Origin of the sequence: Achromobacter sp. Marseille-Q4962 (genome assembly GCF_943737005.1) — a bacterium.
Taxonomy (GTDB): Bacteria; Pseudomonadota; Gammaproteobacteria; order Burkholderiales; family Burkholderiaceae_B; genus Achromobacter.
The window spans coordinates 132,733-158,209 of sequence record NZ_CALSFU010000010.1 but is presented as its reverse complement, the minus strand read 5'-3'; the positions used below and the strand labels follow the sequence as shown (position 1 = coordinate 158,209).

The 25,477-nt window shown below is 68.2% G+C and carries 26 protein-coding genes; 17 read left to right on the top strand and 9 right to left on the bottom strand.

Translation table 11 applies throughout. The features are described from left to right. Positions 1-127: 127 nt before the first annotated feature. The 3 genes from NGJ44_RS11060 to NGJ44_RS11050 all read left to right on the top strand — a co-directional run bounded on the left by NGJ44_RS11060 (position 128) and on the right by NGJ44_RS11050 (position 2,788). Positions 128-631: a hypothetical protein gene (locus NGJ44_RS11060; RefSeq protein WP_251863920.1), complete on the top strand. Its 504-nt coding sequence runs from the start codon at positions 128-130 to the stop codon at positions 629-631. 374 nt (positions 632-1,005) lie between these two features. Next, positions 1,006-1,287, top strand: a complete 282-nt coding sequence (locus tag NGJ44_RS11055; RefSeq protein ID WP_251863919.1) for a hypothetical protein — start codon at positions 1,006-1,008, stop codon at positions 1,285-1,287. Between the two features lie 307 nt (positions 1,288-1,594). Beyond that, on the top strand, positions 1,595-2,788 hold the full coding sequence (locus NGJ44_RS11050) for an MFS transporter (RefSeq protein WP_251863918.1): 1,194 nt from the start codon (positions 1,595-1,597) through the stop codon (positions 2,786-2,788). Positions 2,789-2,837: 49 nt separating this feature from the next. On the opposite strand, the gene gltX is transcribed toward NGJ44_RS11050, so the two are convergent. Then, a complete protein-coding gene (gene gltX / locus NGJ44_RS11045) occupies positions 2,838-4,256 on the bottom strand; it encodes a glutamate--tRNA ligase (RefSeq protein ID WP_251863917.1) in 1,419 nt (472 codons plus the stop codon). Between the two features lie 118 nt (positions 4,257-4,374). Between gltX and NGJ44_RS11040 the strand changes: the two genes are divergently transcribed. Further along, the gene (locus NGJ44_RS11040; RefSeq protein ID WP_251863916.1) at positions 4,375-6,816 is read left to right on the top strand and encodes a bifunctional acetate--CoA ligase family protein/GNAT family N-acetyltransferase; all 2,442 of its coding nucleotides are present in this window, start codon (positions 4,375-4,377) and stop codon (positions 6,814-6,816) included. A 46-nt stretch (positions 6,817-6,862) separates the two neighbouring features. Here the strand turns inward: NGJ44_RS11040 and NGJ44_RS11035 are convergent, their stop codons facing one another. From NGJ44_RS11035 to NGJ44_RS11020, 4 genes are read right to left on the bottom strand one after another with little or no spacing between them, the layout of a single operon-like run. Continuing rightward, the gene (locus NGJ44_RS11035) at positions 6,863-7,555 is read right to left on the bottom strand and encodes a cysteine hydrolase family protein (protein ID WP_251863915.1); all 693 of its coding nucleotides are present in this window, start codon (positions 7,553-7,555) and stop codon (positions 6,863-6,865) included. A 9-nt stretch (positions 7,556-7,564) separates the two neighbouring features. After that, on the bottom strand, positions 7,565-8,398 hold the full coding sequence (locus NGJ44_RS11030; protein ID WP_053244918.1) for an ABC transporter permease: 834 nt from the start codon (positions 8,396-8,398) through the stop codon (positions 7,565-7,567). 3 nt (positions 8,399-8,401) lie between these two features. Then, the gene (locus tag NGJ44_RS11025) at positions 8,402-9,214 is read right to left on the bottom strand and encodes an ABC transporter ATP-binding protein (protein WP_251863942.1); all 813 of its coding nucleotides are present in this window, start codon (positions 9,212-9,214) and stop codon (positions 8,402-8,404) included. Continuing rightward, positions 9,214-10,215 (bottom strand): ABC transporter substrate-binding protein, encoded by a 1,002-nt coding sequence (locus tag NGJ44_RS11020; RefSeq protein WP_251863914.1) that lies wholly within the window; start codon positions 10,213-10,215, stop codon positions 9,214-9,216. The genes NGJ44_RS11025 and NGJ44_RS11020 overlap by 1 nt, the downstream gene beginning before the upstream one ends. 167 nt (positions 10,216-10,382) lie before the next feature. On the opposite strand from NGJ44_RS11020, the gene NGJ44_RS11015 reads away from it, so the two are divergent. Next, a complete protein-coding gene (locus tag NGJ44_RS11015; RefSeq protein WP_251863913.1) occupies positions 10,383-10,520 on the top strand; it encodes a hypothetical protein in 138 nt (45 codons plus the stop codon). A gap of 11 nt (positions 10,521-10,531) precedes the next feature. On the opposite strand, the gene NGJ44_RS11010 is transcribed toward NGJ44_RS11015, so the two are convergent. Both NGJ44_RS11010 and yjgA read right to left on the bottom strand, forming a co-directional pair. Then, a complete protein-coding gene (locus NGJ44_RS11010; protein ID WP_053244916.1) occupies positions 10,532-11,209 on the bottom strand; it encodes an alpha/beta hydrolase in 678 nt (225 codons plus the stop codon). 5 nt (positions 11,210-11,214) lie between these two features. Further along, the gene (gene yjgA / locus NGJ44_RS11005; protein WP_251863912.1) at positions 11,215-11,766 is read right to left on the bottom strand and encodes a ribosome biogenesis factor YjgA; all 552 of its coding nucleotides are present in this window, start codon (positions 11,764-11,766) and stop codon (positions 11,215-11,217) included. Positions 11,767-11,824: 58 nt separating this feature from the next. Between yjgA and pmbA the strand changes: the two genes are divergently transcribed. From pmbA to erpA, 12 genes are all read left to right on the top strand, one after another. Beyond that, positions 11,825-13,189 carry a metalloprotease PmbA gene (gene pmbA / locus NGJ44_RS11000; RefSeq protein WP_251863911.1) on the top strand — a complete coding sequence of 455 codons (1,365 nt, stop codon included), beginning with the start codon at positions 11,825-11,827 and terminating at the stop codon, positions 13,187-13,189. Between the two features lie 103 nt (positions 13,190-13,292). Further along, positions 13,293-14,390 (top strand): TRAP transporter substrate-binding protein, encoded by a 1,098-nt coding sequence (locus NGJ44_RS10995; RefSeq protein ID WP_251863910.1) that lies wholly within the window; start codon positions 13,293-13,295, stop codon positions 14,388-14,390. A 254-nt stretch (positions 14,391-14,644) separates the two neighbouring features. After that, positions 14,645-15,799 (top strand): ABC transporter substrate-binding protein, encoded by a 1,155-nt coding sequence (locus tag NGJ44_RS10990; RefSeq protein WP_053244913.1) that lies wholly within the window; start codon positions 14,645-14,647, stop codon positions 15,797-15,799. 223 nt (positions 15,800-16,022) lie between these two features. After that, on the top strand, positions 16,023-16,904 hold the full coding sequence (locus NGJ44_RS10985; protein WP_251863909.1) for a branched-chain amino acid ABC transporter permease: 882 nt from the start codon (positions 16,023-16,025) through the stop codon (positions 16,902-16,904). A 3-nt stretch (positions 16,905-16,907) separates the two neighbouring features. Beyond that, entirely contained in the window at positions 16,908-17,774 is an 867-nt protein-coding gene (locus NGJ44_RS10980; protein ID WP_053244912.1) for a branched-chain amino acid ABC transporter permease, read from the top strand. Further along, positions 17,767-18,555 (top strand): ABC transporter ATP-binding protein, encoded by a 789-nt coding sequence (locus tag NGJ44_RS10975; RefSeq protein WP_053244911.1) that lies wholly within the window; start codon positions 17,767-17,769, stop codon positions 18,553-18,555. The genes NGJ44_RS10980 and NGJ44_RS10975 overlap by 8 nt, the downstream gene beginning before the upstream one ends. After that, a complete protein-coding gene (locus NGJ44_RS10970) occupies positions 18,552-19,262 on the top strand; it encodes an ABC transporter ATP-binding protein (RefSeq protein WP_053244910.1) in 711 nt (236 codons plus the stop codon). Before NGJ44_RS10975 ends, NGJ44_RS10970 begins: the two co-directional genes overlap by 4 nt. Positions 19,263-19,533: 271 nt before the next feature. Then, complete coding sequence (gene rplM, locus NGJ44_RS10965) at positions 19,534-19,962, top strand: 50S ribosomal protein L13 (protein WP_053244909.1); 429 nt, start codon at positions 19,534-19,536, stop codon at positions 19,960-19,962. Between the two features lie 9 nt (positions 19,963-19,971). Next, positions 19,972-20,364, top strand: coding sequence for a 30S ribosomal protein S9 (gene rpsI, locus NGJ44_RS10960; RefSeq protein ID WP_053244908.1), 393 nt, complete (start codon positions 19,972-19,974; stop codon positions 20,362-20,364). Positions 20,365-20,466: 102 nt separating this feature from the next. After that, entirely contained in the window at positions 20,467-21,531 is a 1,065-nt protein-coding gene (argC, locus tag NGJ44_RS10955) for an N-acetyl-gamma-glutamyl-phosphate reductase (RefSeq protein WP_053244907.1), read from the top strand. Positions 21,532-21,571: 40 nt separating this feature from the next. Further along, a complete protein-coding gene (locus NGJ44_RS10950) occupies positions 21,572-22,339 on the top strand; it encodes a DUF6776 family protein (RefSeq protein WP_251863908.1) in 768 nt (255 codons plus the stop codon). Between the two features lie 86 nt (positions 22,340-22,425). Continuing rightward, on the top strand, positions 22,426-22,797 hold the full coding sequence (erpA, locus tag NGJ44_RS10945) for an iron-sulfur cluster insertion protein ErpA (protein ID WP_053244905.1): 372 nt from the start codon (positions 22,426-22,428) through the stop codon (positions 22,795-22,797). A 96-nt stretch (positions 22,798-22,893) separates the two neighbouring features. Here the strand turns inward: erpA and NGJ44_RS10940 are convergent, their stop codons facing one another. Continuing rightward, a complete protein-coding gene (locus NGJ44_RS10940) occupies positions 22,894-24,042 on the bottom strand; it encodes an anhydro-N-acetylmuramic acid kinase (protein WP_251863907.1) in 1,149 nt (382 codons plus the stop codon). A gap of 11 nt (positions 24,043-24,053) precedes the next feature. After that, positions 24,054-25,463, bottom strand: a complete 1,410-nt coding sequence (locus NGJ44_RS10935) for a M23 family metallopeptidase (RefSeq protein WP_053245857.1) — start codon at positions 25,461-25,463, stop codon at positions 24,054-24,056. Positions 25,464-25,477: the final 14 nt, after the last annotated feature.

Genomic DNA, 25,477 nt, shown 5'->3' with positions numbered 1-25,477 from the left:
CAAATGCACCAGCCGCGCGCGGCCGTTGATTCTTCTCGATTGCCTCTTTAGAGTGCCTGGTGTTTGCAGCGCGAGGGGCGTGCCGGCGTGGCCGGCGCGGCGCGTCGTCAGACGTGTTGAGGAATTCATGAGCAGTGTGTATTTGCGTACGGCCGGCCTCGTGTGCGCCGGCCTGATCCTGGCAGGGTGCGCCGCCAGGAAAACCGCCTCGATCACCGAGGCGCAGCCGGAACCGCCGGCCAAACCGATGGCCTGCACGCCCGCCAGGCCGGGCGATCCCATGATAGGCACCTGGTATTCCACCTCCCGCCCGCGCGGCGTGAGCGGCGATTTCCAGGCGCTGACCGTCCTGTCGGCCGACGGCACCATGCGCTACGAAACCCAGCTCAAGATCGGCCGCCGGACGCGGCCCGCCTTGCGCGAGTCCGGCTGCTGGAGTGTGGCCGACGGCATCTACACGCAGCAGACCACGCAATCGAACGGCGAGCCCGTGGACGGTAGCGACCCCATCTACCGCAACCGGTACCGCATCGAAAAGCTCGACCAGAAGCAGGTCACGCTGCGCGAACTGAAGCAGGGCGGCCAGGTCGTGGTGGCGCGCCGCATGCAGCCCGGGTACCGGTTGCCCTAGTGGTCGAGGCGCCCGCTCGGCGAGCGGCACGCAATTCCAGAAACGCCTGCCGGCAGGCCTCGGAGGTGTAACCGCTGCCGTCGTCGGTCATCAGGATCGACATTTGGCAATGGGGAAGTCGCGGGAGCCTGGGGCCGCCGATGCACTGATTGCTGTCGGCTTTGCTTTTGCGGGTTGGTCGATTCTCAACGGCATCAAGAATCTGGCGCGATTTTGCAAATTGACGATCGATGCATCCAGTGACAACGACCTGAATGAAGCAGCCAAGCGGTTCGTCCAAGGCGTCACGGCGATGGGTGTCGGAGCCGTCATCGCCATACTGGCTCCGAAAATGGCGGAAACATCGTCGTCACCATGCTTCGTCGAGGAGAATAATGAATACCTGGCTATGCCCAGAGGCAGTCCAACGCGTAGAACAGGCTTGCGCTGCGTTCTTGTCCCACGATGCCACTATTGAACAAGTGCAGGCGGCGCTACGCCGGTCCGAGCAGGAAATCGTGGCGCTCGATGAAAAATGGCTGCGATCCCTGCTGTTTGACGCCGAGAACAAGCTCGAAGAGATCTTGTACACCGTCTCCGACGACCGGCAGGCTCAGGCTGCAAGCGAAGTCATCCGACATATATTGCACAGCATTCAGGCGCCGCGCTCCGCTTGAGGCGATCAGCATGCCCCGGAACGCCCCGTCAAGGCCACGCCGATACGCGGCATCGTGTATGCCACGGCATCGACACGCCGCTTCCGCCGGCCGCGCCGTTGATATCCCGACATTCGCCTCGCGTGCCGGCAGCCTGATTAGAGATCGCACACCGTATCGCAATTCCAGCGCCAGTAGTGAGTGATGCCGATCCTCGGCGCGGCAAGCGCCACGTTGCGCGGCACGGTCCCCCGCCCCTGCGGGCGCGCCGCATCGGCGCGGGCTGAGGTAAGGTGCGGGTTTCGCCGTTCAACCCAAGTATCGTCCCATGCCCTCCCTGTCTTCCGAAGCGCGCGCCATCGCGCTGCTCGCCCTGGCCGCCTTCGTCAGCGCCAGCGCCTTCCGTATCTGCGATCCCATGCTGCCGCAATTGGCGGCCGAGTTCGGCGCCACCACCGGGCAGGCCGCCTACGTGGTGACGGCCTTTGCCGTGGCCTATGGCGTGCTGCAGATGTTCTTCGGGCCGGTGGGCGACCGCTATGGCAAGTATCGCGTGGTGACGGTGGCCACTTTCGCCTGTGCGCTGGGCAGCGCCGGCGCGATCATGGCCGATTCGCTGGATGTGCTGGTGGCGTGCCGCGCCCTGTCGGGCGCGGCGGGGGCCGGCATCGTGCCGCTTTCCATGGCCTGGATCGGCGACAACGTGCCGTATGAGCGGCGCCAGGCCACACTGGCGCGTTTCCTGACGGGCACCATCCTCGGCATGGCGGCGGGCCAGCTCATCGGCGGGCTGTTCGCCGACACCGTGGGCTGGCGCTGGGCGTTCGCCGCGCTGGTCGCCGGCTATCTCGGGGTCGGCGTGCTGCTGCAGCTCGAAGTGCGGCGCCAGCGGGCGTCGCGCGCGGCCGCCGCCGCGCCGGCCGTGCAGGGATTCGCGGCCCAGGCCCGCCTCGTGCTGGGCACGCCCTGGGCGCGGGTGGTGCTCCTGACGGTATTCATCGAAGGGCTGCTGGTCTTCGGCGCGCTGGCCTTCGCGCCGTCCTACCTGCATGCGCGCTTCGGCATCTCGCTGACGGCGGCGGGCGCGCTGGTGGCGGTATACGCCGTGGGCGGGCTGCTCTATACACTGGTGGCCGGGCGGGTGCTCCGGCTGCTGGGCGAGCGCGGGCTGGCGGTGTCGGGCGGGCTGGTGCTGGGCCTGGCGTTCCTGTCGTATCTGCTGGGCCCGGTCTGGGCATGGAGCCTGCTTGCCAGCATGCTTGCCGGTTTCGGCTATTACCTGCTGCACGCCACGCTGCAGACCAACGCCACGCAAATGGTGCCCTCGGCCCGCGGCACGGCGGTGGCCTGGTTCGCCTCGTGCCTGTTCATGGGGCAGGCGGCCGGCGTGGCGCTGGCCGGGGTCGTGGTGGACAGCGTGGGCGTGGCCGCGCTGTTCGGCGGCTCGGCCGCCATGTTGCCGCTGCTGGGCGCGGGTTTTGCGCGGGCGCTCAAGCGCCGCGCGGCGCCGGCCGCCGTCTGAGGCGGCCAGGCCCGGCGCGCCAGGCAGCGGGGCCGGGGCCCGTCGGCGCTTACCGGGAGCCCTGCGCGGCCTCCAGGCGCGCCAGCACGGTTTCCTTGCCCAGCAGGGCCAGCACGGCGTCGACCGCCGGCGTCTGCGCCTGGCCGGTGACGGCCACGCGCAGCGGGATGCCGAGCTGCGGCATCTTCAGGCCGCGGTCGGCCAGCACGGCCTTGATGAGGGCGGAAATGCTCTCGCGCGTCCAGTCGGCGTCGCGCGCCCGCGCGGCGAAGTCGGCCAGCGCCTCGCGCGCGCGCTCGGTGAGGTGCTGGGCGGCCAGCTCGGGCGAGGCGGGCTTGAACTCCCCGCAGAAGAGCATGGCGCCGTCGGCGAGCTGCTCCAGCGTTTCGGCGCGGTCTTTCAGCAGCGCCATCACGCCCGGCAGATCGGTCTTTTCGGGCCGGCCGCCGCGCGCGGCGATGCGGCGCGCCACCCGTCGGGCCAGCTCGGCCGGGTCCATCTGCTTGATGTAGTGGGCGTTGACCCAGTTCAGCTTCTTGGGGTCCCACTGCGAAGCCGACTTGGACAGGTGGAGGGTGTCGAACCACTCCACCAGCTGCTCGCGGCTGAAGATCTCGTCGTCGCCGTGGCTCCAGCCCAGGCGGGCCAGGTAGTTGATCATGGCCTCGGGCAGATAGCCTTCGCGGTCGTATTCCATGACGTTGACCGCGCCGTGGCGCTTGGACAGCTTCTCGCCATCCGGGCCCAGGATCATGGGCACGTGGCCGTATTCCGGCAGCGTGGCGCCCAGCGCGCGCAGGATGTTGATCTGGCGGGGCGTGTTGTTGACGTGGTCGTCGCCGCGCAGCACGTGGGTGATGCCCATGTCCCAGTCGTCGACCACCACGCAGAAGTTGTAGGTGGGAGTGCCGTCCGGGCGCGCGATGATGAGGTCGTCCAGTTCGCCGTTGTCGAAGCTGATGGGGCCCTTGACCAGGTCGTTCCAGGCCGTGGCGCCGGTCTGGGGGTTCTTGAAGCGCACCACGGGCTTGCGGCCTTCCGGGACGGGGGGCAGCGTCTTGCCGGGCTCGGGGCGCCAGGTGCCGTCGTAGCGCGGCTTGTCGCCGCGCGCGCGCGCGGCCTCGCGCATGGCCTCGACTTCCTCGGGCGTGCTGTAGCAGTGATAGGCCGTGCCGGCCGCCAGCATCTGCGCGATGACTTCGCGGTAGCGGTCCATGCGCTGCATCTGGTAGAAGGGGCCTTCGTCGGGCTGCATGCCCAGCCAGTCCATGCTGTCCAGAATGGCCTGCACCGCCTCCGGGGTGGAGCGCTCCACGTCGGTGTCTTCGATGCGCAGCACGAAGGTGCCCTGGTGATGGCGGGCGAAAGCCCACGAGAAGAGGGCGGTGCGCGCGCCGCCCAGGTGCAGGAAGCCGGTGGGCGACGGGGCGAAACGGGTGCGGACGGGAGAAGAAGCGTTGGCTGTCATGGCGGCGGAATCGGCGGCCGGGGCTGGCCTTGGACGGAAACCCGAGGCAAGCCCACGGCGGGGTTGTCTTGTTACGATGGGGGGTATTTTAGATTAGGGCCCGGCGCCCGCCATTTCCATGCTGCGACACGCACTCGCTCCCCTGTTCGAACCCCGTTCGCTGGTGATCGTCGCCGACCGGCCGCTGCCGGCCGAAAGCTCGCTCTCGCCGTCGCTGCAGGCCCGGACCACCGTGGTCCGCTGCGAGGTGGGGGCGGCGCCCGAGCTGCCCGGTTCGCTGTCGGGCCTGGGCGCGGGCGAACGTCCGGACCTGGCCCTGGTCTGCGTTTCCCCGGCCGTGCTGCCCGAGACGCTGCGCAGGCTGGCGCCCGTGGCTCCGCGCGCGGTCATCCTGCTGCCGCACGAGATTCCCGATCCCTACCCGCGCGGCACGCTGGCGCTGTGCCGCGCCTGGGCCGAGGAAAACCGCTGCGAACTGCTGGGCCCGCGCTCGTTCGGCGCGCAGCGTCCGCATGCCGGGCTCAACCTCAGCCAGCACCCGGTGCTGGCCCGTTCGGGCCGGGTGGCGTTGCTGGCGCAGTCGCGTTCCATCATGGCCGCCGTCATGGACTGGGCCGAGGACGTGCACATCGGTTTTTCCACCGCGGTGTCGCTGGGCGACGAGGCCGTGGTGGGCCTGGCGCAGGTGCTGGACTACCTGGCGAGCGATCCCCGCACCGACAGCATCGTGCTCTACCTCGAAGACGTGGGGCCGGCGCGCGAGTTCATGAGCGCGCTGCGCGCGGCGGCCAGCGTCAAGCCCGTCATCGTGCTCAAGGCCGGGCGCTCCGGCGCCGACATGGGCGACGCGGTGCTGGACGCCGTGCTGCGCCGCGCGGGCGCGGTGCGCGTGCGCTACTTCGTGCAGCTCTTTTCGGCGGTCAAGGTGCTGGGCTATGCGCGCCGGCCCAAGGGCAGGCGCGTGGCGCTGATCTCCAACGGCAGCGGGCCGCCGCAACTGGCGCTGGATCTCATCGGCCCGGACGCCGCCGTGCTCAAGGCCGGGCTGGCGCCGGCCACGCAGCGCGCCCTGGCCGCCATGCTGGAGCCGGACGCCGCCGTGGCCAACCCCGTCATCACCTATACCCCGCTCACGCCCGAGCGCATCCGCGTCATCCTGGACGCGGTGCTGGACGATTCGGGGGTGGACGGGGTGTTGGTGCTGTTGGCGCCCGATGCCCTGGCCGACATGCACGCGGTGGCCAGCGAGCTGGCGCAGATCGCGCCCAAGGCCCGCAAGCCGGTGGTCACCTGCTTCATGGGAGACGCGGGCATGCGGCCGCTGCGCCGCATGCTGGACGACGCCGGCACGCCGGCCTTTCGCACGCCCGAGTCCGCCGCCGACGCCTTCGGCGTGCTGGCCACGCACTATTACAACCAGCAGCTGCTGCTGCAGACCCAGCCGCCCGAGCCGCCCACCCACGTGCCGGACCTGTCCGCCGCGCGCGACATGCTGGCCGCCGTGCGCGCCGAGGGCCGGCGCGAGCTCAACCACGGCGAGATCCGTCGGCTGCTCGGGCTGTTCAACGTGCCGCTGTCCGAGCTGCCCGCGTCGGTTACGCCGGGCGAGCCGGAGTCGCGCCCCATGGCGATCCGCGTGCGGCGCGACCCGCAGTTCGGCCCGGTGATCCGCTTCGGCGCGGGCGGCCCCGACGCCGAACTGTCGCCGGCCGACCGCGGCATCGACCTGCCGCCGCTCAACGGCTTCCTGGCGCGCCAGCTCGTGGAGCGCAGCCGGCTGTGGCGCCGCGTGCTGGCGCCGCGCATCGGGCACCTCGCGGCGGAAGCCTTGCAGCAGGCGCTGGTGCTGGTGTCGGAAATGGTTTCGGAAATGCCCGACATCGAGTCCCTGGACATCGATCCGCTCTATGCGGGCGAGGCCCACCTGCGCGCGGGCGGGCTGCGGCTCGTGCTCACCGACACGCCGGGCTGCGAGTCGCCGCAGACCTCGGGCTACCCGCACATGGCCATCCATCCGTATCCGGCGCGGCTGGTGCAGGTGCGCCGCTTCGCCGACGGCATGCCCTGGGTGCTGCGCCCGATCCGGCCCGAAGACGCGGAGCCGCTGCAGGCTTTCATCCGCAACCTGTCGGAGCGTTCGCGCTACATGCGCTTCGTGTCCATGATGCGCGAGCTGACGCCGCGCATGCTGTCGCGCTACACGCAGGTGGACTACCACCGCGAACTGGCGCTGGTGGCGGCCACGCAGATGCCCAATCCGGCCAACCGGGGCCACCCGCACGAGGTGCTGGTGGGCTTTGCCCACTATCTGCGCAACCCGGACGGCCGGGGCGCCGAGTACGCCCTGGTCATCGGCGACGACTGGCAGCGGCGCGGCCTGGGCCGCCAGCTCATGACGGCGCTGATCGACGCCGCGCGCGAGCAGGGCCTGGAGTACATCGACGGCCTGGTGCTGTCCTCCAACCGGCCCATGCTCTCGCTCATGACGCGCCTGGGCTTCACCAACGACCCGGACCCCGAAGACCCGACCATGCGGCGGGTCTGGCTGAACCTGGCCTGAGGCGGGCCGCGGAATCGGGGGAGGCGTGGCCCGAGGCTGACGCGCCCTAAGCCGTGCGGCGCTGCGGCCGGGCCGGGCGCAGCCGCGCCGCGGCCTCGTCCACCGACAGCACGTCGCCGAAGAACAGCATCCAGCCGTACAGGGCATGCTCATGCTCGGCCTGCGTCACGGCGGCCAGCGCGTCGTCGATCATGATGGTGCGGAAATCGCGCATCATGGCGTCGCGCGCGGTGGACTCGCAGCAGACGTTGGTTACCGTGCCGGCGATCAGCAGCGTGTCCACGCCCCGGCCGCGCAGCAGCGGCTCCAGCTCCGAGGAGCCGGGCGCCATGGCGCTGTAGAAGCGCTTGACCACGCGCAGGTCGCCGTCTTCCGTGCGCAGGTCGTCGTGCAGCCCGAACCCCGGGGAGTCGCGGCGCAGCGTTTCCAGCCGCCTGCGGCTGCGCTCGGGCGTCAGCATCACGCCGTGGTGATGCGACCAGAACGCGTCCGCGTTGTCCGAGGCGGTCTGCACCCAGACCACGGTGCCGCCGGCATCGCGCACGGCCGCGCACAGGCGGTTGATCGGCTCGACGATGGCGCGGGCGCTCGCGCATTCGCCCTGGTAGCCGGGCAGCGTGAAGTAGCGCTGCATGTCCACCACCACCACGGCCGTGCGCGGGCCGGGCAGGTCATCGTAGGGATGCAGGCGGCCCTGGCGCGCGATCACGCGGTCCTGCACCCATTGGGGGAATTCCATGGCCGCTCCTTATCCGTAGCGCCGCGCCACCGCGGCCTCGATGCGATAGATGGCCAGGTACATCAGGCTGGAGATCAGCGCCAGCACGGCGATGGCCGTCATGACGATGTTGAGCTTGAAGACCTGGCTGCCGTTCATGATGAGGAAGCCCAGCCCCGAATCGGCCGACTGGAACTCGCCCACGATCACGCCCACGAGCGCGAGTCCGATGTTCATCTTCACGGCCGCGATCAGCGTGGGCACGCTGCCGGGCAGCACCACCTTGGTCAGCACCTGCCAGCGGCTGGCGCCGAAGGTGTGGGCGAGCTTCACCTTGTTCAGGTCTATGCCGCGAAAACCGGCGTACACCACCATGATGGTGACGAACACGGCGATGGCCACGGCCATGCCGTACACCGCGTAGTCCGAGCCCAGCCAGAGGTAGAAGATGGGCACGAAGGCGATCTTGGGCATGGCGTTGGCCACGACCAGGAACGGGTCGAGCACCTTGTAGAGAAAATCGGACCACCACAGCGCGGCGGCCACCACGATGCCGATGGCCATGCTGAGACAGAACCCGACCACCGTGGCCGACACGGTGGTGGCGATGTGATGCGCCAGGTTGCCGTTCTTCCACAACTCGACGAAGGTCGGCCACAGCGCGCTCGGATAGCTGGTGAGCAGCGGATTGAGGACGTGCATGCGCGGCAGGATTTCCCATGCGCACAGAAACAGCACCAGCAGCAGCGCCTGGGCGATCCGGATGTTGCGCCGGCGCGCGCGGTCGCGCCGCAGGTAGGCCAGGTACTTCTCGCTGGGCGCGCGCACGGGGCGCAGCGGCACGGTGTTGGCGGCGGTATTCATGGCTCAGCCCTCCACGTGTACGTCCAGCTCGTCCCAGAGCTGCGTGAAATAGGTGTTGAACTCCGGGCGGGAACGGGCCTGGAACGGCGTGGGGCGGGCCGCCCCTTCGTAATGGATGCGGTACTGGCTCTTGAGCCGGCCCGGACGGCGCGACAGCACGATGACGCGGTCGGTCATGGCGATGGCCTCGCCGATGTCGTGGGTCACCAGCACCACCGTCTTGCCTTCGCGGCGCAGGATGTCCACCACTTCGTCGGAAATCGCCAGCCGGGTTTGCGAGTCCAGCGCGGAAAAAGGCTCGTCCAGCAGGATCACGTCGGGCTCGGTGACCAGCGTGCGCGCCAGCGCGGCGCGCTGGCGCATGCCGCCGGAGAGCTGGCGCGGCGTGTGCGACAGGAACGCGCCCAGCCCGCATTTCTCCAGCAGGTGCACGGCGCGCGCCTCGCTGCGCGCATCGCGCCGGCCCTGGATCTCCGCGCCCAGCATGACGTTGTCCAGGATGGTGCGCCATTCGAACAGGTAATCCTGCTGCAGCATGTAGCCGATGCGCGGATTCGGCTTGACGACGGGCTGGCCGTCGATCATGACCGCGCCCGAGGTGGGCGGGATCAGCCCGGCGATCAGCGACAGCAGCGTGCTCTTGCCGCAGCCGCTCTGCCCGATGAGGCTGACGAATTCGCCCGGCGCCAGGGAGAACGACACATTGGAAAGCGCCTCGGTTTCGCCTTCCGGCGTGAAGTAGCTCAGACAGACCTCGCGCAGCTCGACCTTGGCCGGCGCGGCCGCCGGCTTGAGGCTGTGGACGGCGGCCCCCATCATTGCACCTTCCGGGCGAAATCGGGCACCACCACGTCCTCGTATTTCACGCGGGCGCTGTCCTTCATGACGGAGCTGGCCACCAGCATGTCCTGCAGCTGGTTGATGGCCTGCGCCGTCACGAGCGGCGTGGATTTCCAGATCTGGTATTTCTTGTAGCGTTCGATGGCCTCGGCGACGGCCTTCTCGTCCATGCCCGGGAAAAAGCTCATGATCTGCGGCGCCAGCTTGTCGGCCGGCGTGTCGCTCACGTACTTCTCGGCGCGGGCCACCGCATCCGTCCAGGCCTGGATGACCTTGGGGTTGTCGCGGATGTACTTGTCGGTCGCGGTGAACACGGTGTAGTCCACCGGGCCCACTTCGTGGCCGATGGATGCCACGATGTAGCCCTTGCCGTTGCGCACCAGTTCGCCGGCCTCGGGCTCCAGGAAAATGCCGTACTCGCCCTGTCCCGCCATCCACGCGCCGGCGCGCGCCGGTATGCCGATGTTGTTCAGCAGCTTTACGTCTTTCTGCGGGTCCACGCCATGCTTGCGCAGCGCGGTTTCCAGGAAGACGATGGGGTTGGACCCGGGCCGAAAGCCGATGATCTCCTTGCCCTTGAGCATGCTCCAGTCGAATTTCTCCACCGGCTTGCGCGACAGCAGGAAAAAGCCGTCGGTGGCGGTGAGCCCGGCGAAGATCTTGGGTTTGACCGGCGATTCGCTGTTCTGCACGTAGATGGAGGCCTCGGGCCCGATGAGCACGATGTCGGCGCTGCCCGACAGCAGGGCGGTCATGCCCTTGTCGGTGCCCTGCGAGGTCTTCATGGACACGTCCAGGCCGGCGTCCTTGAAATAGCCTTGCGACAGCGCGACGTACTTGGGAACGTACAGGATGGAGCGCACGACCTCTTCGTAGCGCACCTTCACGGGAGGATTGAGGGCTTCGGCGCGGCTGGCGCCGGATACGGCCACGAGGGCGACGGCCGCCAGGGCGGCCAGGCGAGACAGGGGCTTCACGGGATTTTCTCCTGTGGATGAGCGAGCGCCGAAACCCGGCGCATATTGGCCAAAGGGGCAATCGACTACAACAACAGGCCCTGGCATCCCGGGGCGTTACAGCATGGATCGAATACTATATTCAATACAAACCGGCGACAAGCAATTTCCCATAGGCGTTTTTCTCTATGGAAATCAAGAAGCCGAGCAAGGAGAATGCGAGGCTGGAATACCAGTTGGTATACCAAAATGCGAAAAAGGCCCGAGCGCGCCTGGCCGCGCCGCCGCGGGCGGCACGGAACCCGCGCATCCGCGCGTCCGCGTGAATCGGCGGGGCTCAGCCCAGCACGCGTCCCAGGAAGGCCGAGATGTCGGCCACTTCCTCGGCGCACACCGAATGGGGCATGGGGTAGGTGTGCCAGCTCACGTCGCAGCCCAGGCGCTGCAGTTCGGCCAGCGTGGCCTTGGCGCGCGCCAGGGGCACCACCGGGTCGTACAGGCCGTGGGCGAGGAAGATGGGGGTGCCCGCGTTGGCGGCATGGCGTTCGGCCTCGGCCGTGTCGATCAGGGGCAGGTAGCCCGACAGCCCGATCATGCCCGCCAGTTGCTCGGGCAGCCGCAGGCCGGTGTGCAGCGTCATGGCGCAGCCCTGCGAGAAGCCGGCCAGCACGATGCGCGAGGTGCGGATGCCGCGCGCGTTTTCCCGGGCGATCAGTTTGCGGACCTCGGCCTCCGAGCGCCGGATGCCCTGGCCGTCCTCGACCCGCACCAGGTCCATGACGAGGATGTCATACCAGGACCGCATCGCCATGCCGTTGTTGATCGTCACGGGCTGCACGGGAGCGTTCGGAAACACGAAGCGCACCGCCGCCCCGGCCGGCAGCCGCAGTTCGGGCACGATGGGCACGAAATCGTTGCCGTCGGCGCCCAGGCCGTGCAGCCAGATGACGGCGTGCGTGGGATTGGGCGCGGTTTCGATCTCGATGCAGTCGAGCAGGTCGGCGGGAGCGGTCATGGGAATCAGGATTCGAGGGCTTTCAGGGCCTGGAAGAGGGCGCGGTAATGCTTTTTCTGCGGCTCCTGGCCGGGCAGCAGCGCGGCGTTGGCCGCCTGCTCCTTGCGCGCGGCGCGGATCACCGAGCGCAAGTGCTGGGCGTCGGCCTCGGGGTGGTCGGCAAGCAGGCGGGTGAGCGCGTCGTCGTCGGACAGCAGGCGGTCGCGCAGGGTTTCCAGCCGGTGCATGGCGGCGGTTTCCTCGCGCGAGCCCCGGGCCCAGACGTCGAGCTGGGCGCGGATCTCGTCGGCGGGAGCCTCCCGCATCAGCTTGCCCACGAAATGGATCTGGCGCCGGCGTCCTTCGCGGCTGGTGGTGCGCTGGGCGAGCCGGATGGCCTCGTACAGGCGCTCTTGCAGCGGCAACTGCTTCAGCCGCTCGGGCGAAAGTTCCACGAGCTGCTTGCCCAGGTCGAGCAGGGCGTGCATCTCGCGCTTGATCTGCGACTTGCTCGGGCGGTCGTAGCCGTTCTCGTCGTAGCCGTCGCCGGCGGGTTCTTCTTCGGTGTGGGAATTCATGGAAAACTGCGCAATGACAGACTTGACTATGATAACCGTCTCTGCAAACTGGACAGCAATGGTTAAAACCTCCTCTTCCCTGCCGCTGGCGGCCAATCACGCGCGCTTTTCCGAGCTCGTGCAGCAAACCCTCGAATACGCGCGCCGGATCGGCGCCTCCGACGCCGCCGCGGAGGTCTCGGAAAGCCTGGGGTTGTCTGTCTCGGTGCGCAAGAACGACGTCGAGACGGTCGAGCAGACGCGCGACCGCGCACTGGACCTGACGGTCTACGCCGGCCAGAGCCGCGGCTCGGCCTCCACCTCCGATTTCTCCGAGGCCGCGCTGCGCCAGACGGTCGAGGCGGCCTGGCACATCGCCCGCCACACCGCCGCCGATCCGGCCGCCGGCCTGCCCGACGCCGACCAGCTCGCCACCGAGTTCCCCGACCTGGATCTGCACCACGCCTGGAACATTTCCACCGAGGAAGCCATCGAGCTGGGCCTGCGCGCCGAACGGGCGGCGCGCGAGGTGGACGCGCGCATCACCAACACCGACGGCGCCACCGTGAACACCTACGAAGGCCAGTTCGTCATGGGCAACACGCGCGGCTTCCTGGGCGGCTACCCCTATTCGCGGCACAGCCTGTCGGTGGCGCCCATCGCGGGCCGCGGCGACAACATGCAGCGCGACTACTGGTACACCTCCGAGCGCGATCCCACCCGCCTGGCCTCGCCCGAGGCGGTGGGCCGCTATGCCGCCGAACGCACGCTCTCGCGCCTGTCGGCGCGCCGCATCCGCACGGGCAAGTTTCCCGTGCTCTTCGAGGCGCCGCTGGCCCTGGGCCTGGTGGGCGCGCTGACCCAGGCCGCCAACGGCGGGGCGCTCTACCGCAAGGCCAGCTTCCTGCTCGACGCGCTGGGCAAGCCCATCTTCCCGGGCCACATCAACCTTACCGAAGACCCGCACATCCGCGGCGCCATGGGCAGCTCGCCCTTCGACGACGAAGGCGTGCGCACGCGCAAGCGCCACGTGGTGGCCGACGGCGTGCTGCAGGGCTATTTCCTGTCTTCGTACACCGCGCGCAAGCTGGGCATGGCCACCACGGGCAATGCCGGCGGCTCGCACAACCTGACGTTCTCTTCCACGCTCACCAGGCCCGGTGACGATTTCGAGGCCATGCTGCGCAAGATGGGCACCGGTTTCCTGGTCACCGAGCTCATCGGCCAGGGCGTCAACTACGTGACGGGCGATTACTCCCGCGGCGCTTTCGGCTACTGGGTCGAGAATGGCGTGATCCAGCACGCGGTGCAGGAAGTCACCATCGCCGGCAACCTGGCGGAAATGTTCAAGCAGATCGTGGCGGTGGGCGCGGACGCCATCTCGCGCGGCACCAAGACCACGGGTTCCATCCTGATCGAGCAGATGGCGGTCGCCGGGGCCTGATGCCGCCGTCGCCCGGGAATTCCTGTAGCGATCGGGCAAGACGCAACGTGTAATATCCGGCGGATACGCCGGCGCCGCATCCCGGCGGCGCAGGAGCATCGACATGCAACGACGTTCATTCTTGAAGCAGGCGGGAGTCGGCGCGGCGGCGGCCGGCGCCGCGCTGGGCGCGCCCGCGCTGGCGCAGGACATGCCCTCGCTCAACTGGCGCATGGCCTCGGGCTTTCCCCAGAAGCTGGACCTGCGCTTCGGCGCCGGCGAGCTTTTCTGCAAATACGTTTCCGAGGCCACTGGCGGCAAGTTCGGCATCCGCCATTATCCCGAGGGCGAGCTCGCCCCGGCCTCCGGGCTGGTGGAGGCAGTCGCCGCGCGCAAGGCCGATTGCGGCCATGGCTCCTCGCTCGCGCTCTACGGCGCGAATCCCGCGTTCCTGTTCGACGCCGCCGCGCCCTTCGGCCTGGACGCGGCCCAGATGGACGCCTGGATGTACGAGGGCGACGGCCTGCGCCTGACGCGCGAGCTGTTCAAGCCGCTGAAGATCGTCAATTTCCCGCTCGGAAACACGGGCCCGCAGATGGGCGGCTGGTTCCGCAAGGAAATCCGGCGCGAATCCGACCTCAAGGACCTCAAGATCCGGGCCGGCGGCCTGGCCGCCGACATCTGGAAGCGCCTGGGCGCGGCGCCCGTGCAGACGCCGGACGACGAGCTGGCCCAGGCGGCCGAAAAAGAGGGCCTGCAGGCGGTGGCCGGGGCCGGGCCCTACGACGACGGCCTGCGCGGCCTGAACAACGTAGCCAAGTATTACTACGCGCCGGCCTGGTGGGCGCCCGGCGAGCAGATGTCGCTCTATATCAACGAAGATGCCTGGAGCAAGCTGCCCAAGAACTATCAGTCGGTGGTGGAATCGGCCGCCCGGGCGGCGCACGCGGCCACCACGACGCGGTACGCGGCCCGCAATCCCCAGGCGCTGGCCGGCCTGTCGGCTGGCGGCGCCCTGGTGCGCACCTATCCGCGCTCCGTCCTGGACGCCGCGTTCGACGCGGCCCAGGCGGCCTATCAGGAAATGGCCGCGAAGCAGCCGGGGTTCAAGGCGATTCACGACAATTACATGGGTTTTCGCGACGCCGCCATGCCCTGGCTGCGTCTCACCCAGGGGGCTTACGAGCAGTATCTGGGCGTGGCGCTGTCCGGCCGCGGCTGAGGAGGGGCCGGATGCCGAATGGCATTCGGCGAGAAGTCGGGGTTTTTGCGGATAGACCCCGTTTTTTTACAAAAAAATGGGCGGTTTCATGCCTTTTGTTGAATGGCATTCGAGTTTCGGCCTGATACAAAGGAGTAATATCCCGGGTCTTGACGCGCGAACGTGGCGGCTTTAGGCGCCATCCGACGTCAAATCCGGCGGCATGCCCGCCTGGATTCCAATATTCCGAGACAGACTTTAGGGTGGTATCAACCATGCAATCGAAGACCAAGAAGCTGCTGGCCGCGCTGATCGCCGCCGGCGTCGTCCCGGCTGCCCACGCGGCCGACATCAAGCTCGGCGTGGCCGAGGCCCTGTCCGGCGGCGCCGCGCAATACGGCGCGTCGATCCGCAACGGCTTCCAGCTGGCCGCCGATGAAATCAACGCCGCGGGCGGCATCAACGGCAACAAGATCGTGCTGGTGATCGAAGACGAGCAGGGCAAGAAAGAAGAAGCCATCAACGTCTTCAAGAAGCTGATCTTCAAGGACAACGTGCTGATGGTGTTCGGCCCCACGCTGTCGAACTCGGCCCAGGCCGCCGACCCCATCGCCCAGGCCGCCAAGACCGTGGTCTTCGGCACCTCCAACACCGCCGACGGCATCACCTCCATCGGCAACTACGTGTTCCGCAACTCGGTCACCGAAGCCGATGTGCTGCCGGCCACCATCGCCACCGTCAAGGCCAAGACCGGCCTGAAGAACGTCGCCGTGCTCTACGGCAATGACGACGTCTTCACCAAGAGCGGCTACGACAACTTCAAGAAGGCCCTGGAAGACCAGAAGATCCCGGTCACCACCACCGAAACCTTCGCCAAGGGCGACGTGGACTTCAAGGCCCAGCTCACCAAGATCAAGGGCACCAACCCCGACGCCATCGTGCTCTCGGCGCTGCTGGCCGAAGGCGCGCCCATCATGGTGCAGGCCCGCCAGCTCGGCATCAACGTGCCCGTCATCGGCGGCAACGGCATGAACTCGGTCAAGATCTTCGACCTGGCCCCCGGCGGCGCGTCGAACAACCTCTGGATCGGCAGCCCGTGGTCCATCGAGAACAAGTCGCCCGAGAACGTGAAGTTCATCGACGCCTACAAGGCCAAGTTCGGCGCCGCGCCCGACCAGTTCTCGGCGCAGTCCTACGACGCCATGCACATCGTGGCCCAGGCGCTGAAGAACACCAAGCTCACCGGCGCCCTGGCCAAGGACCGCGCCGCCCTGCGCGACGCGCTGCCCTCGGTGCAGTGGACCGGCGCCACCGGCCCGTTCAAGTTCCGCCAGGCCAAGGACCGCGCCGGCAAGCCGGCCGGCTACGACGCCGACCAGGCCCCGATCGTCAGCGTCACCAAGGACGGCAAGTACGTCATCGAGAAGTAAGCCGTCCGCGTCCCGCGCGGCACCGCCTTGCGGCCCCATGACGGCCGCAAGGCGTTTTTGCGGCAGGGCCGCCCCTGACGCTTGAGGGCGCTCCCGCGCCGCGCGGAGCGCCTTTCGCCCCAGGGGCCGTCCGAGAACAACAGCCATGCCCTTCGCGGGGAGGGCGGCGAGCGCGCGGGGGCGCTGCGTGGCGATTCTTCAGTCAGATTTGGAACGTCCCATCATGTTGGAACAACAATTCGTCAATGCCTTGTCGCTGGGCTGCGTATACGCCCTCTTCGCGCTGGGCTTCACGCTGGTCTTCGGCGTGCTCGGGGTGATCAACCTGGCGCACGGCGCGGTATTCATGGTCGGCGCCTACGCGGCCCTGGTCGTGGTGACCCAGCTCGGCCTGCCCCTGTGGGGCGCGCTGGTCGCGGCCTTCTTCGTGGCCGGCCTGGCGGGCGTCGTCATCGACTACCTGGTGCTCAAACCGCTGCGCAAGCGCAACGCGCCGCACCTGATTCCCATGATCGCCACCATCGGCGTGGGCATCATCCTGAACAACGCCGCGCAGGGGATCTTCGGCGCGGCCAACCTGCGTTTTCCGCACGGCACCGTGCCGGAAGAGATCATCGAAGTCGCGGGCCTGCACCTCACCGTCATCGAGCTGGGCATCATCTTCCTGTCCTTCGCCCTCATGGCCGTGCTCATGTTCGTCATGCGCCGCACCCAGTTCGGCCGCGCGCTGCGCGCCATCGCCGAATCGCCCAAGGCAGCCTGGCTGCTGGGCATCAACGTCGAGCGGCTCTTCGTCACTACTTCCTTCGCCGCCGCCGCCCTGGGCGGCGTGGCCGGCGTGCTCATCGGCCTGTATTCCAACGCGCTCTTCCCGCTCATGGGGCAGCCCATGCTGCACAAGGGCATCGCCGTCATCATCCTGGGCGGCATGGGCGACATCCGCGGCGCCATGCTGGGCGGCCTGTTCCTGGGCTTTGCCGAGGTGCTGTCGGTGGCGTACATCGGCTCCACCATGCGCGACGCGGTTGCATTCGGGCTGCTGTTCCTGATCCTGCTGGTGCGTCCGCAGGGGCTGTTCGGCAAAGTGGTTCAACGCAAGGCATAACCGATGAGCGGATTCGAAAACTTCTGGGCCATCTACGGCAACCTGGTGCTCACCCTGGGCACCAACGCCCTCCTGGCCCTTTCCATCTGGCTGACGCTGGCCTGCGGCATGCTGGCCATGGCCAACGCGGCCTTCATGGGAATCGGCGCCTACACGGCGGCGCTTCTCACCATGAATTACGAAATGCCGTTCTCCGTGGCGCTGGCCGGCGGCATGGCGGCTCCCGCGCTGGTGGCGCTGCTCATCGGCCTGCCCACCCTGCGGCTGTCGGGCGTCTACCTGGCCATGGCCACCCTGGGCTTCGGCGAGGTCGTGCGCGTCACCATCCTCAACACCGAGTCCCTCACCGGCGGCGCGCTGGGCCTCAATGGCATTCCGCAGATCACCCAGTGGTGGCACGTGGTGCTGGCGGTGGCAATCGTGCTGTTCGTGCTGTGGCGCGTGCGCGTTTCCAAGGTGGGCCGCGCCTTTGACGCCATTCGCGGCGACGAGACGGCCGCCGGCCTGATGGGCATCGACGTGCGCGCCAACAAGATGCTGGCCTTCGTGGCCGGCGCGGCGATCGCCGGGCTGGCGGGCGCGCTCAACGCGCACCTCACCTTCTTCATCGGCCCCAACGAATATGGCTTCGACCGCGGCGTCGAAATCCTGACCATGGCCATCCTGGGCGGCATCGGCGGCCTGGCGGGGCCCGTGATCGGCAGCTTCATCATTACCGTGCTGCCCGAAGTCCTGCGCGGCTTCGCGGATTTCCGCCTGGTCATCAACGGAGTGATCCTGGTCGTGATCGTGTTGTTCCTGCCGCAAGGCATCTGGGATCCGGCGCGTTTCAAGCGCTGGATGCGTCAGGGAGGCAAGCGCCATGCTTGAGCTGACCTCCGTTTCCAAGCGCTTCGGCGGCCTGCACGTGCTGCACGACGTGAACCTGTCGGTGCCGGAAGGCGCCATTTTCGGCCTCATCGGCCCCAACGGCGCGGGCAAGACCACGGTGTTCAACCTGATCACCGGCCTGCTGCCGCCCAGCGGCGGCGAGATCACGTTCAACGGCGAAAGCCTGCTGCGCAAGCGGCCGCACCAGATCACCCGGCTGGGCATCGCCCGCACGTTCCAGAACATCCGCCTCTTCAAGGAGATGACGCTGCTGGAGAACGTGGTGGTGGGCGCCTACCGGCACATGAACTACGGCTTTCCGGGCCTGCTGCTCGGCCTGCCGGCCTTCCGCGAGCACGAGCGCCGCGCGCGCGACCGCGCCCACGAGCTGCTCACCTGGATGCGGCTCGACCACAAGGCCAACGACTTGGCCGACAACCTCTCGTACGGCGAGCAGCGCCGCCTCGAGCTGGCGCGCGCGCTGGCCACCGAGCCCCGGCTGCTTCTGCTGGACGAGCCCGTGGCCGGCATGAACACCGGCGAGCGCACGGAGCTCATGCGCGAGATTCTCGCCATCCGCGACCGCGGCTACACCATCCTCATGATCGAGCACGACATGCGCTTCGTCATGGGGCTGTGCGAGCGTATCGCGGTGCTGAACTTCGGCAAGATCATCGCCTGCGGCGGCCCCGAGGAGATCCGCAACAACGAACAGGTCATCGAAGCCTACCTGGGCCGCGAGGACGACGACGAACCCGAACAAGCGGAGGCTCGGCCATGAGCGCCATGCTGGAAGTCCGTGGCCTCGAAGTCAACTATGGCCACATCGAAGCCGTGCGCGGCATAGACCTGGACCTGAACGCCGGGGAGATCACCGCCCTGGTGGGCGCCAACGGCGCGGGCAAGTCGACCACGCTGCTGGCCCTGTCGGGCCTGCTGCCCAAGGCGCGCGGACGCATTCTCTTCGAAGGCGAAGACATCACCAACCTGCCGCCCCACCAGCTCGTGGCGCGCGGCATCGTGCAGGTGCCGGAAGGCCGCGCCATCCTCACCACCATGACGGTGCAGGAGAACCTGGAGCTGGGCGCCTACCGCCGCGGGCTGGGCAACGTGAGCGCCGACCTGGAATACGTGTTCAACCTGTTCCCGCGCCTGAAGGAACGCATAGGGGGCATGGCGGGCAACCTGTCGGGCGGCGAGCAGCAGATGCTGGCCATCGGCCGGGCCCTCATGGCCAAGCCGCGCCTGCTGCTGCTCGACGAGCCTTCCATGGGCCTGGCGCCCATCGTGGTGCAGGAAATCTTCCGCTCGCTGCGCGCCATCAATGCCGATGGCCTGACCCTGTTCCTGGTGGAGCAGAACGTGCGCCAGGCGCTGAAGATTGCCCAGCACGGCTACGTGCTCGAAAACGGCGCCATGGCGCTGCAAGGCACCGGCCGGGAGCTGCTCGGCCACCCCCGGGTGCTGGAAGCGTACCTGGGCGCATGAGCCGGCAAGCCCCCCCGGGGGGGCGCCCCTGGGGGGGCTTGCCCAAAATTTGAGCAGTTGTGCTAGAATTGTGGGCTTTCCCTCATTCTGGCCGTAGCACGGGCGGGTAATAACAACGCTTAGGCGATCGGCCGATCGATACCCTTTTTCCGGAATGCCGCGCGATGTCGTTCGATGCCGCGCACGATTTCCCAGGCAAAGGCGAATCGGGGAAAGAAACCGCTGGCCGGGCTGTCCGGCCAGGGAAAATCTTCTTTATCTAGGAACCATCATGAAGACCTTTGTGGCCAAGCCGCATGAAGTCCAACGTGACTGGTTTGTGATCGACGCCAAGGGCAAGGTCCTCGGTCGTGTGGCCAGCGAAGTCGCACGCCGTCTGCGTGGCAAGCACAAACCCGAATTCACGCCGCACGTTGACACGGGCGATTACATCGTCATCATCAACGCTGCCGACATCGTCGTTACCGGTACCAAGGCGAAGGACAAGAAGTACTTCCGCCACACCACCTACCCGGGCGGTATCCGCGAAACGAACTTCGAGAAAATGCAGGAGCGTTTTCCCGGCCGCGCCATTCAGAAGGCTGTCAAGGGCATGCTGCCCAAGGGTCCTCTGGGCTACGCGATGATCAAGAAACTCAAGGTGTACGCCGGTGCCGAGCACCCGCACGCCGCCCAGCAGCCCAAGACGCTGGATATCTAAGGAAACGCCATGATCGGTAACTGGAACTACGGAACCGGCCGTCGCAAAACCTCGGTGGCCCGCGTTTTCATCAAGAAGGGCACGGGCAAGATCATCGTCAACGGCAAGCCCGTCGACGAATTCTTCGCCCGCGAAACCGGCCGCATGGTCGTGCGCCAGCCGCTGGAGCTCACCGGCCATCTCGAATCGTTCGACATCAAGGTCAACGTGCACGGCGGCGGTGAAACCGGCCAGGCCGGCGCGGTCCGTCACGGCATCACGCGCGCCCTGATCGACTACGACGCCAACCTGAAGTCCGCGCTGTCGCAAGCCGGCTTCGTCACCCGCGATGCCCGCGAAGTCGAACGCAAGAAGGTCGGCTTCCGCAAGGCGCGTCGCCGCAAGCAGTTCAGCAAGCGCTAATGTGCTGCAAAAAGGCCGCGAAAGCGGCCTTTTTGTTTCCTGCCCGGCGCCCGGGACCGGGCGATACAATCTAGCTTCGTCCTACGAAGAGCTCCCCTCATCATGGCACACGCATCGAATACCCGTATCAAGGTCGGCATCGTCGGCGGCACCGGATATACCGGCGTCGAGCTGCTGCGCCTGCTCTCGCAGCACCCCAACGTGGAACTCACCGCCATCACCTCCCGCAAGGAAGACGGCCTGCCGGTGGCGGACATGTATCCGAACCTGCGCGGCCGCGTGAAGCTGGCTTTCTCGGCTCCCGAGAAAGCCACCCTGACGGATTGCGACGTGGTGTTCTTCGCCACGCCGCACGGCGTGGCCATGGCGCAGGCCCAGGAGCTCATCGCGGCGGGCACGCGCGTCATCGACCTGGCGGCCGACTTCCGCCTGCAGGACGTGCCCACATTCGAACGCTGGTACAAGATCCCCCATACCTGCCCCGACATTCTGGCCGAATCGCAGTACGGGCTGGTCGAACTGAACCGCGAGGCCATCTCCAAGGCCCGCGTCATCGGCAACCCGGGCTGTTATCCCACCACCGTGCTGCTGGGCCTGGCTCCGCTGCTCGAGGGCGGCAAGAAGCTGGTCGATACGCAGACTCTCATCGCCGACTGCAAGTCGGGCGTGTCGGGCGCCGGCCGCAAGGCCGAAGTGGGCTCGCTCTTCTCCGAAGCGTCCGACAATTTCAAGGCCTACGGCGTGGCGGGCCATCGCCACCATCCGGAAATCGTGGCCCAGCTCGAAAAGATTGCGGGCGGCAAGGTGGGCCTGACCTTCGTGCCGCACCTGGTGCCCATGATTCGCGGCATGTATTCCACGCTGTACGCCCGCATCCTGCCCGAGGCCCGCGACACGGACTTCCAGGCCCTGTACGAGCAGCGCTACGCCGACGAGGCTTTCGTGGACGTGATGCCGGCCGGCAGCCTGCCCGAAACGCGTTCGGTGCGCGCCTCGAACAACCTGCGCATCGCGCTTGCGCGGCCCGGCGGCGGCGACCAGCTCATCGTCATGGTGGTCCAGGACAACCTCGTGAAGGGCGCGGCGGGGCAGGCCGTGCAGAACATGAACCTCATGTTCGGCCTGGCCGAAACCACGGGCCTGGACCAGGTTGCCATCCTGCCCTGAGCGCTCCGCTCGGTCGGCGCCGCCCGCCAGCCAGGTTTCCATGCCCGAAGACCAGCCCGCCTCGCCCCGCCCCCGCCCAGGCGGGGCGTTGCGCCTCATTGCGGGCCTGTGCCTGGGGCTGGCGCTGGGCGCGGCGGGGGGCTACTTCTATGCCCAGAAGCGCTACAAGCCCAAGGACGCCGTCGTGCTCGACGCCTCGCAGTGGGCGGCCCAGCAGGAGGCCGTGCGCCAGCAAGCGGCGGCCCTGCGCTACACGCGCGGCCAGCTGGACAAGGCCGATGGCGAGCTCGTCATCGAACGGGCGGCGCGGCAGGAACTCGAAACCCAGTTGCGCGCCAGCGAAGCCGAGGTCGGGCGCGTGCGCGACCAGCTCGCTTTTTATGAGCAGCTGCTGCCGCCCGGGCCGGAGGGCGCGGTCGATATCCGGGGCATGGAGGTCGAACGCGCCGGCGGCGGACTGCGCTACCGTGTGCTGCTGATGCGCAGCGGGCGTCCCGGCGCACCGTTCTCGGGCTCCCTGCGCTTCCAGGCCACGGGCGTGCTCCATGGAGAAACCGTCACGGTCGATCTCCAGCCCATGCAGGTCAAGGGCGAAACCGCGACGGCCGAAGCCGGCTCCGCCCAGACTGTGGAAGCCGCGGGAGCGGGCCAGCCCGGCCCGGGCCTCATGCCCTTGCAGTTCGATCAGTATCAGCGCAGTCAGGGTGTGCTGGCCCTGCCGGAGGGATTTGTCCCCGAAAGCATCACGGTCAGCGTGCTGGAAGGAGACATCGTGCGCGCTTCCCGCAGCGCCAAGCTCGAACTTTGAGTCCGGGCGGGGCCTGCGCTATAGTGGAACCATACGAGCGGCGACGCCGCTCCCCCGAATTTGGCCGTACCGGCCAGGAGCCAAACATGAATGCAGTGACCGAAACCGTCGACCTGCAGGCCGCGCCGCCTGCTCCCCTCATCTTTACCGACTCGGCAGCCGCCAAGGTCAAGGACCTGCTGGCCGAAGAAGGCAACCCCGAGCTCAAGCTGCGCGTGTTCGTGCAGGGTGGCGGCTGTTCCGGTTTCCAGTACGGTTTCACCTTCGACGAAGTCGTGAACGAGGACGATACCGTGCTCGACAAGGACGGCGTGCAGTTGCTGGTCGATCCCATGAGCTTTCAGTACCTGGTCGGCGCCGAGATCGACTACAAGGAAGACCTCGAAGGCGCGCAGTTCGTGATCCGCAATCCCAACGCCACCACGACCTGCGGTTGCGGTTCGTCGTTCTCGGTGTAAAGCGCGCCGCCGTCCGCGTCCGCAACAAGAGCCCTGCGTTTCACGACGCAGGGCTTTTTGCTGGGCGCGGCGCAATGCCGCGGGGCCCGGGCGGGGTCAGCGCGGATACCGCGCGCCCAGCACGCGCGCGCCGCGCGCGCCCGTGACGGCCGGGTCGCCCGCCGGCTTGCGGTCCACGCAGGCTTGTGCCAGCCAGGCGAATGCCATGGCCTCGACCTGCTGGGCGGGCACGCCCAGGGCGTCCGTGGGATGCACGGGCCGCTGCAGGCAGTACGCCAGTTCGCGCATCAGGGCAGGGTTGTGCGCCCCGCCGCCACATACGTAGACTTCGCGCACCGGCGCGCCGGCCGCGTCGATGGCGTTGGCCACCGTGCGGGCCGTCAGGCGCAGCAGCGTGGCTTGCACGTCCTGGGGCGCGGGCGAGGGGCCGTCGAAGCTCGCGAGCCGCTCGTCCAGCCACTGCATGTTGAAAAGGTCGCGCCCCGTGGACTTGGGCGCGGGCAGGGCGAACCAGGGTTCGCTGGAAATGAAGTGCTCGAGCAGGGGCGCCAGCGCCATGCCGGAGGCCGCCCAGCGGCCGTCCTTGTCATAGGCCTGGCCCAGATGGCGCTGGCACCAGGCGTCCAGGAAGACATTGGCCGGCCCGGTGTCGAAGCCGCGGGCGGGCCGGCCTGGCTCGAGGAGCGTCACGTTGGCGATGCCGCCCAGGTTGAGCACGGCGCGGCCTTGCGCGGCGCCGAACACGGCGGCATGGAAGGGCGGCACCAGCGGCGCGCCCTGGCCGCCCGCGGCCACGTCGCGGCTGCGGAAATCCGCCACCACGTCGATGCCCGTGAGTTCGGCCAGCAGCGCCGGCGCGTTGAGCTGCAGGGTGTAGCCGCTGTCGGGCCGGTGCCGCACCGTCTGCCCGTGCGCGCCGATGGCCTCGACGTCCGCGGCGGGTACGCCCGCCGTTTCCAGCAGCATCGCCGCCACCCGCGCATACAGCCGCGCCAGCGCGTTGGACGCCAGGGCGGCGCGCGCCAGTTCGTCCGCGCCGGGCTCGTTCAGCGCCAGCAATTCATGCCGCAGCGCCTCGGGCATGGGCAGGCTGGCGTGCGCCAGCGCCCGGGGCGGGGCGCCATCGGCCAGCGCCGCCAGCACGCCGTCCACGCCGTCCACGCTGGTGCCCGACATCAGGCCGATAAAAAGCCTGCCGCCGCGGGAAGCGGGGGCAGGCTGGCTGGCGGCGGGCTTGCCGTTCATGTTGCCGGGCCTCAGCGGCTGGCGACGTTGGTCAGCGCCTCGGGCAGGGTCTGCTGGAATTCCGTGAGCAACTGGATCTGCTGCTTGTACGGCGCGACCGCCTGGGCAAAGGCGCGCTGCTCGGCCGGCTCCAGGGCGCGGGCCACGGGGAGGTCGACCGACAGCGGATCGACCGGCTGGTTGTCCACGCGGAACTCATAATGCAGGTGCGGGCCGGTGGCCCAGCCGGTGGAGCCTACGTAACCGATGAGCTGGCCTTGCGCGATCTTGTCGCCCTTGCGCAGGCCCGCGGCGATGCGGCTCTGGTGCGCGTACACCGTCGAGTATTTGCCGTAGTGCTTGAGGATCACCACATTGCCGTAGCCGTTCTGCCAGCCGGCGAATTCGACCGTGCCGTCGGCGGTGGCGTGGATGGGCGTGCCCGCCGGCGCGGCGTAGTCCACGCCCTTGTGCCCCGTCCAGGTCTTGTGGATGGGGTGCATGCGCATGCCGAAGGTGGAGCTGATGCGGCTGAACTTCAGGGCGGTGCGCAGGAAGGCGCCGCGCAGGCTGGTGCCGTCGAAGTCGTAATAGGAGCCGTTCTTGCCGTCGGCGCTGAACCAGACCGCGTTGTAGGTCTTGCCGTTGTTGATGAACTCGAGCGCCAGCACGCGCCCGGCGCCGGCGTAGCGGCCATCGTGCGAGCGCACTTCGTAGACCACGCGGAACTGGTCGCCCTGGCGCAAGTCGCGCAGGAAGTCGATCTTGGCGCTGAGGATGTCGGCCATCTGCATGGTGACCGAATCGGGGATGCCGGCCGCGTCGGTGGCGCCGAAGAGCGAGGAGCGGATGGTGCCCACGGCCACGCGCGTCTGGCGGTCGGTGTCTTCGGTGATCTCGCGGGCCTTGTAGCCGTCGCCGGCCGGCTCGACCTGCAGCATGCGGGTCACGACCTGGCCGTCGGACTCGTTGCCCGGCGTGTGGATGTAGCGCAGCCAGACCAGGTTGCCGTCGGCGTCGGTGGCGGCCTGCACGGCGCGGCCGGGATACAGCTTATAGATGCTGCGGGCGCTGGCGTCGTGCGTCAGGAAGCCCTGCAGCTGGGGCGAATCGAGCTCGAGGCGCTGGAGCACCGCCGACAGGGTGTCGCCGGGACGGATGCGGGTTTCGCTGATGTAGGGCGCGGCGCTGGGCGCGCTGACCTCGACCTGTTCGGCCGAGAGGGGCAGCGGGCTGCGGATGAGGCGGGACGGGGGAATCTCGCTGCGGTCGGGCTGCTGGACCATGCCCAGCGCGGCGGCGCCGGCGAACAGGCCCAGGGCGGTGACGATCAGCGTGCGGCTGAAGAGGCCCGAGCGGTGCGGCTTGGGTTCGACAGGCGCAAATACGGCAGCAACTCTACGCTTGATGCTACTGGCCAGGTCTTGGAGGCCACGATTCATCGTGTAGATACTCT

Excerpts from the sequence above, each read along its gene's own strand:
- NGJ44_RS11060 (WP_251863920.1), top strand. The coding sequence starts at position 128 with ATGAGCAGTGTGTATTTGCGTACGGCCGGCCTCGTGTGCGCCGGCCTG.
- NGJ44_RS11055 (WP_251863919.1), top strand. The coding sequence starts at position 1,006 with ATGAATACCTGGCTATGCCCAGAGGCAGTCCAACGCGTAGAACAGGCT.
- NGJ44_RS11050 (WP_251863918.1), top strand. The coding sequence starts at position 1,595 with ATGCCCTCCCTGTCTTCCGAAGCGCGCGCCATCGCGCTGCTCGCCCTG.
- gltX (WP_251863917.1), bottom strand. The coding sequence starts at position 4,256 with ATGACAGCCAACGCTTCTTCTCCCGTCCGCACCCGTTTCGCCCCGTCG.
- NGJ44_RS11040 (WP_251863916.1), top strand. The coding sequence starts at position 4,375 with ATGCTGCGACACGCACTCGCTCCCCTGTTCGAACCCCGTTCGCTGGTG.
- NGJ44_RS11035 (WP_251863915.1), bottom strand. The coding sequence starts at position 7,555 with ATGGAATTCCCCCAATGGGTGCAGGACCGCGTGATCGCGCGCCAGGGC.
- NGJ44_RS11030 (WP_053244918.1), bottom strand. The coding sequence starts at position 8,398 with ATGAATACCGCCGCCAACACCGTGCCGCTGCGCCCCGTGCGCGCGCCC.
- NGJ44_RS11025 (WP_251863942.1), bottom strand. The coding sequence starts at position 9,214 with ATGGGGGCCGCCGTCCACAGCCTCAAGCCGGCGGCCGCGCCGGCCAAG.
- NGJ44_RS11015 (WP_251863913.1), top strand. The coding sequence starts at position 10,383 with ATGGAAATCAAGAAGCCGAGCAAGGAGAATGCGAGGCTGGAATACCAG.
- NGJ44_RS11010 (WP_053244916.1), bottom strand. The coding sequence starts at position 11,209 with ATGACCGCTCCCGCCGACCTGCTCGACTGCATCGAGATCGAAACCGCG.
- yjgA (WP_251863912.1), bottom strand. The coding sequence starts at position 11,766 with ATGAATTCCCACACCGAAGAAGAACCCGCCGGCGACGGCTACGACGAG.
- pmbA (WP_251863911.1), top strand. The coding sequence starts at position 11,825 with ATGGTTAAAACCTCCTCTTCCCTGCCGCTGGCGGCCAATCACGCGCGC.
- NGJ44_RS10995 (WP_251863910.1), top strand. The coding sequence starts at position 13,293 with ATGCAACGACGTTCATTCTTGAAGCAGGCGGGAGTCGGCGCGGCGGCG.
- NGJ44_RS10990 (WP_053244913.1), top strand. The coding sequence starts at position 14,645 with ATGCAATCGAAGACCAAGAAGCTGCTGGCCGCGCTGATCGCCGCCGGC.
- NGJ44_RS10985 (WP_251863909.1), top strand. The coding sequence starts at position 16,023 with ATGTTGGAACAACAATTCGTCAATGCCTTGTCGCTGGGCTGCGTATAC.
- NGJ44_RS10980 (WP_053244912.1), top strand. The coding sequence starts at position 16,908 with ATGAGCGGATTCGAAAACTTCTGGGCCATCTACGGCAACCTGGTGCTC.
- NGJ44_RS10975 (WP_053244911.1), top strand. The coding sequence starts at position 17,767 with ATGCTTGAGCTGACCTCCGTTTCCAAGCGCTTCGGCGGCCTGCACGTG.
- NGJ44_RS10970 (WP_053244910.1), top strand. The coding sequence starts at position 18,552 with ATGAGCGCCATGCTGGAAGTCCGTGGCCTCGAAGTCAACTATGGCCAC.
- rplM (WP_053244909.1), top strand. The coding sequence starts at position 19,534 with ATGAAGACCTTTGTGGCCAAGCCGCATGAAGTCCAACGTGACTGGTTT.
- rpsI (WP_053244908.1), top strand. The coding sequence starts at position 19,972 with ATGATCGGTAACTGGAACTACGGAACCGGCCGTCGCAAAACCTCGGTG.
- argC (WP_053244907.1), top strand. The coding sequence starts at position 20,467 with ATGGCACACGCATCGAATACCCGTATCAAGGTCGGCATCGTCGGCGGC.
- NGJ44_RS10950 (WP_251863908.1), top strand. The coding sequence starts at position 21,572 with ATGCCCGAAGACCAGCCCGCCTCGCCCCGCCCCCGCCCAGGCGGGGCG.
- erpA (WP_053244905.1), top strand. The coding sequence starts at position 22,426 with ATGAATGCAGTGACCGAAACCGTCGACCTGCAGGCCGCGCCGCCTGCT.
- NGJ44_RS10940 (WP_251863907.1), bottom strand. The coding sequence starts at position 24,042 with ATGAACGGCAAGCCCGCCGCCAGCCAGCCTGCCCCCGCTTCCCGCGGC.
- NGJ44_RS10935 (WP_053245857.1), bottom strand. The coding sequence starts at position 25,463 with ATGAATCGTGGCCTCCAAGACCTGGCCAGTAGCATCAAGCGTAGAGTT.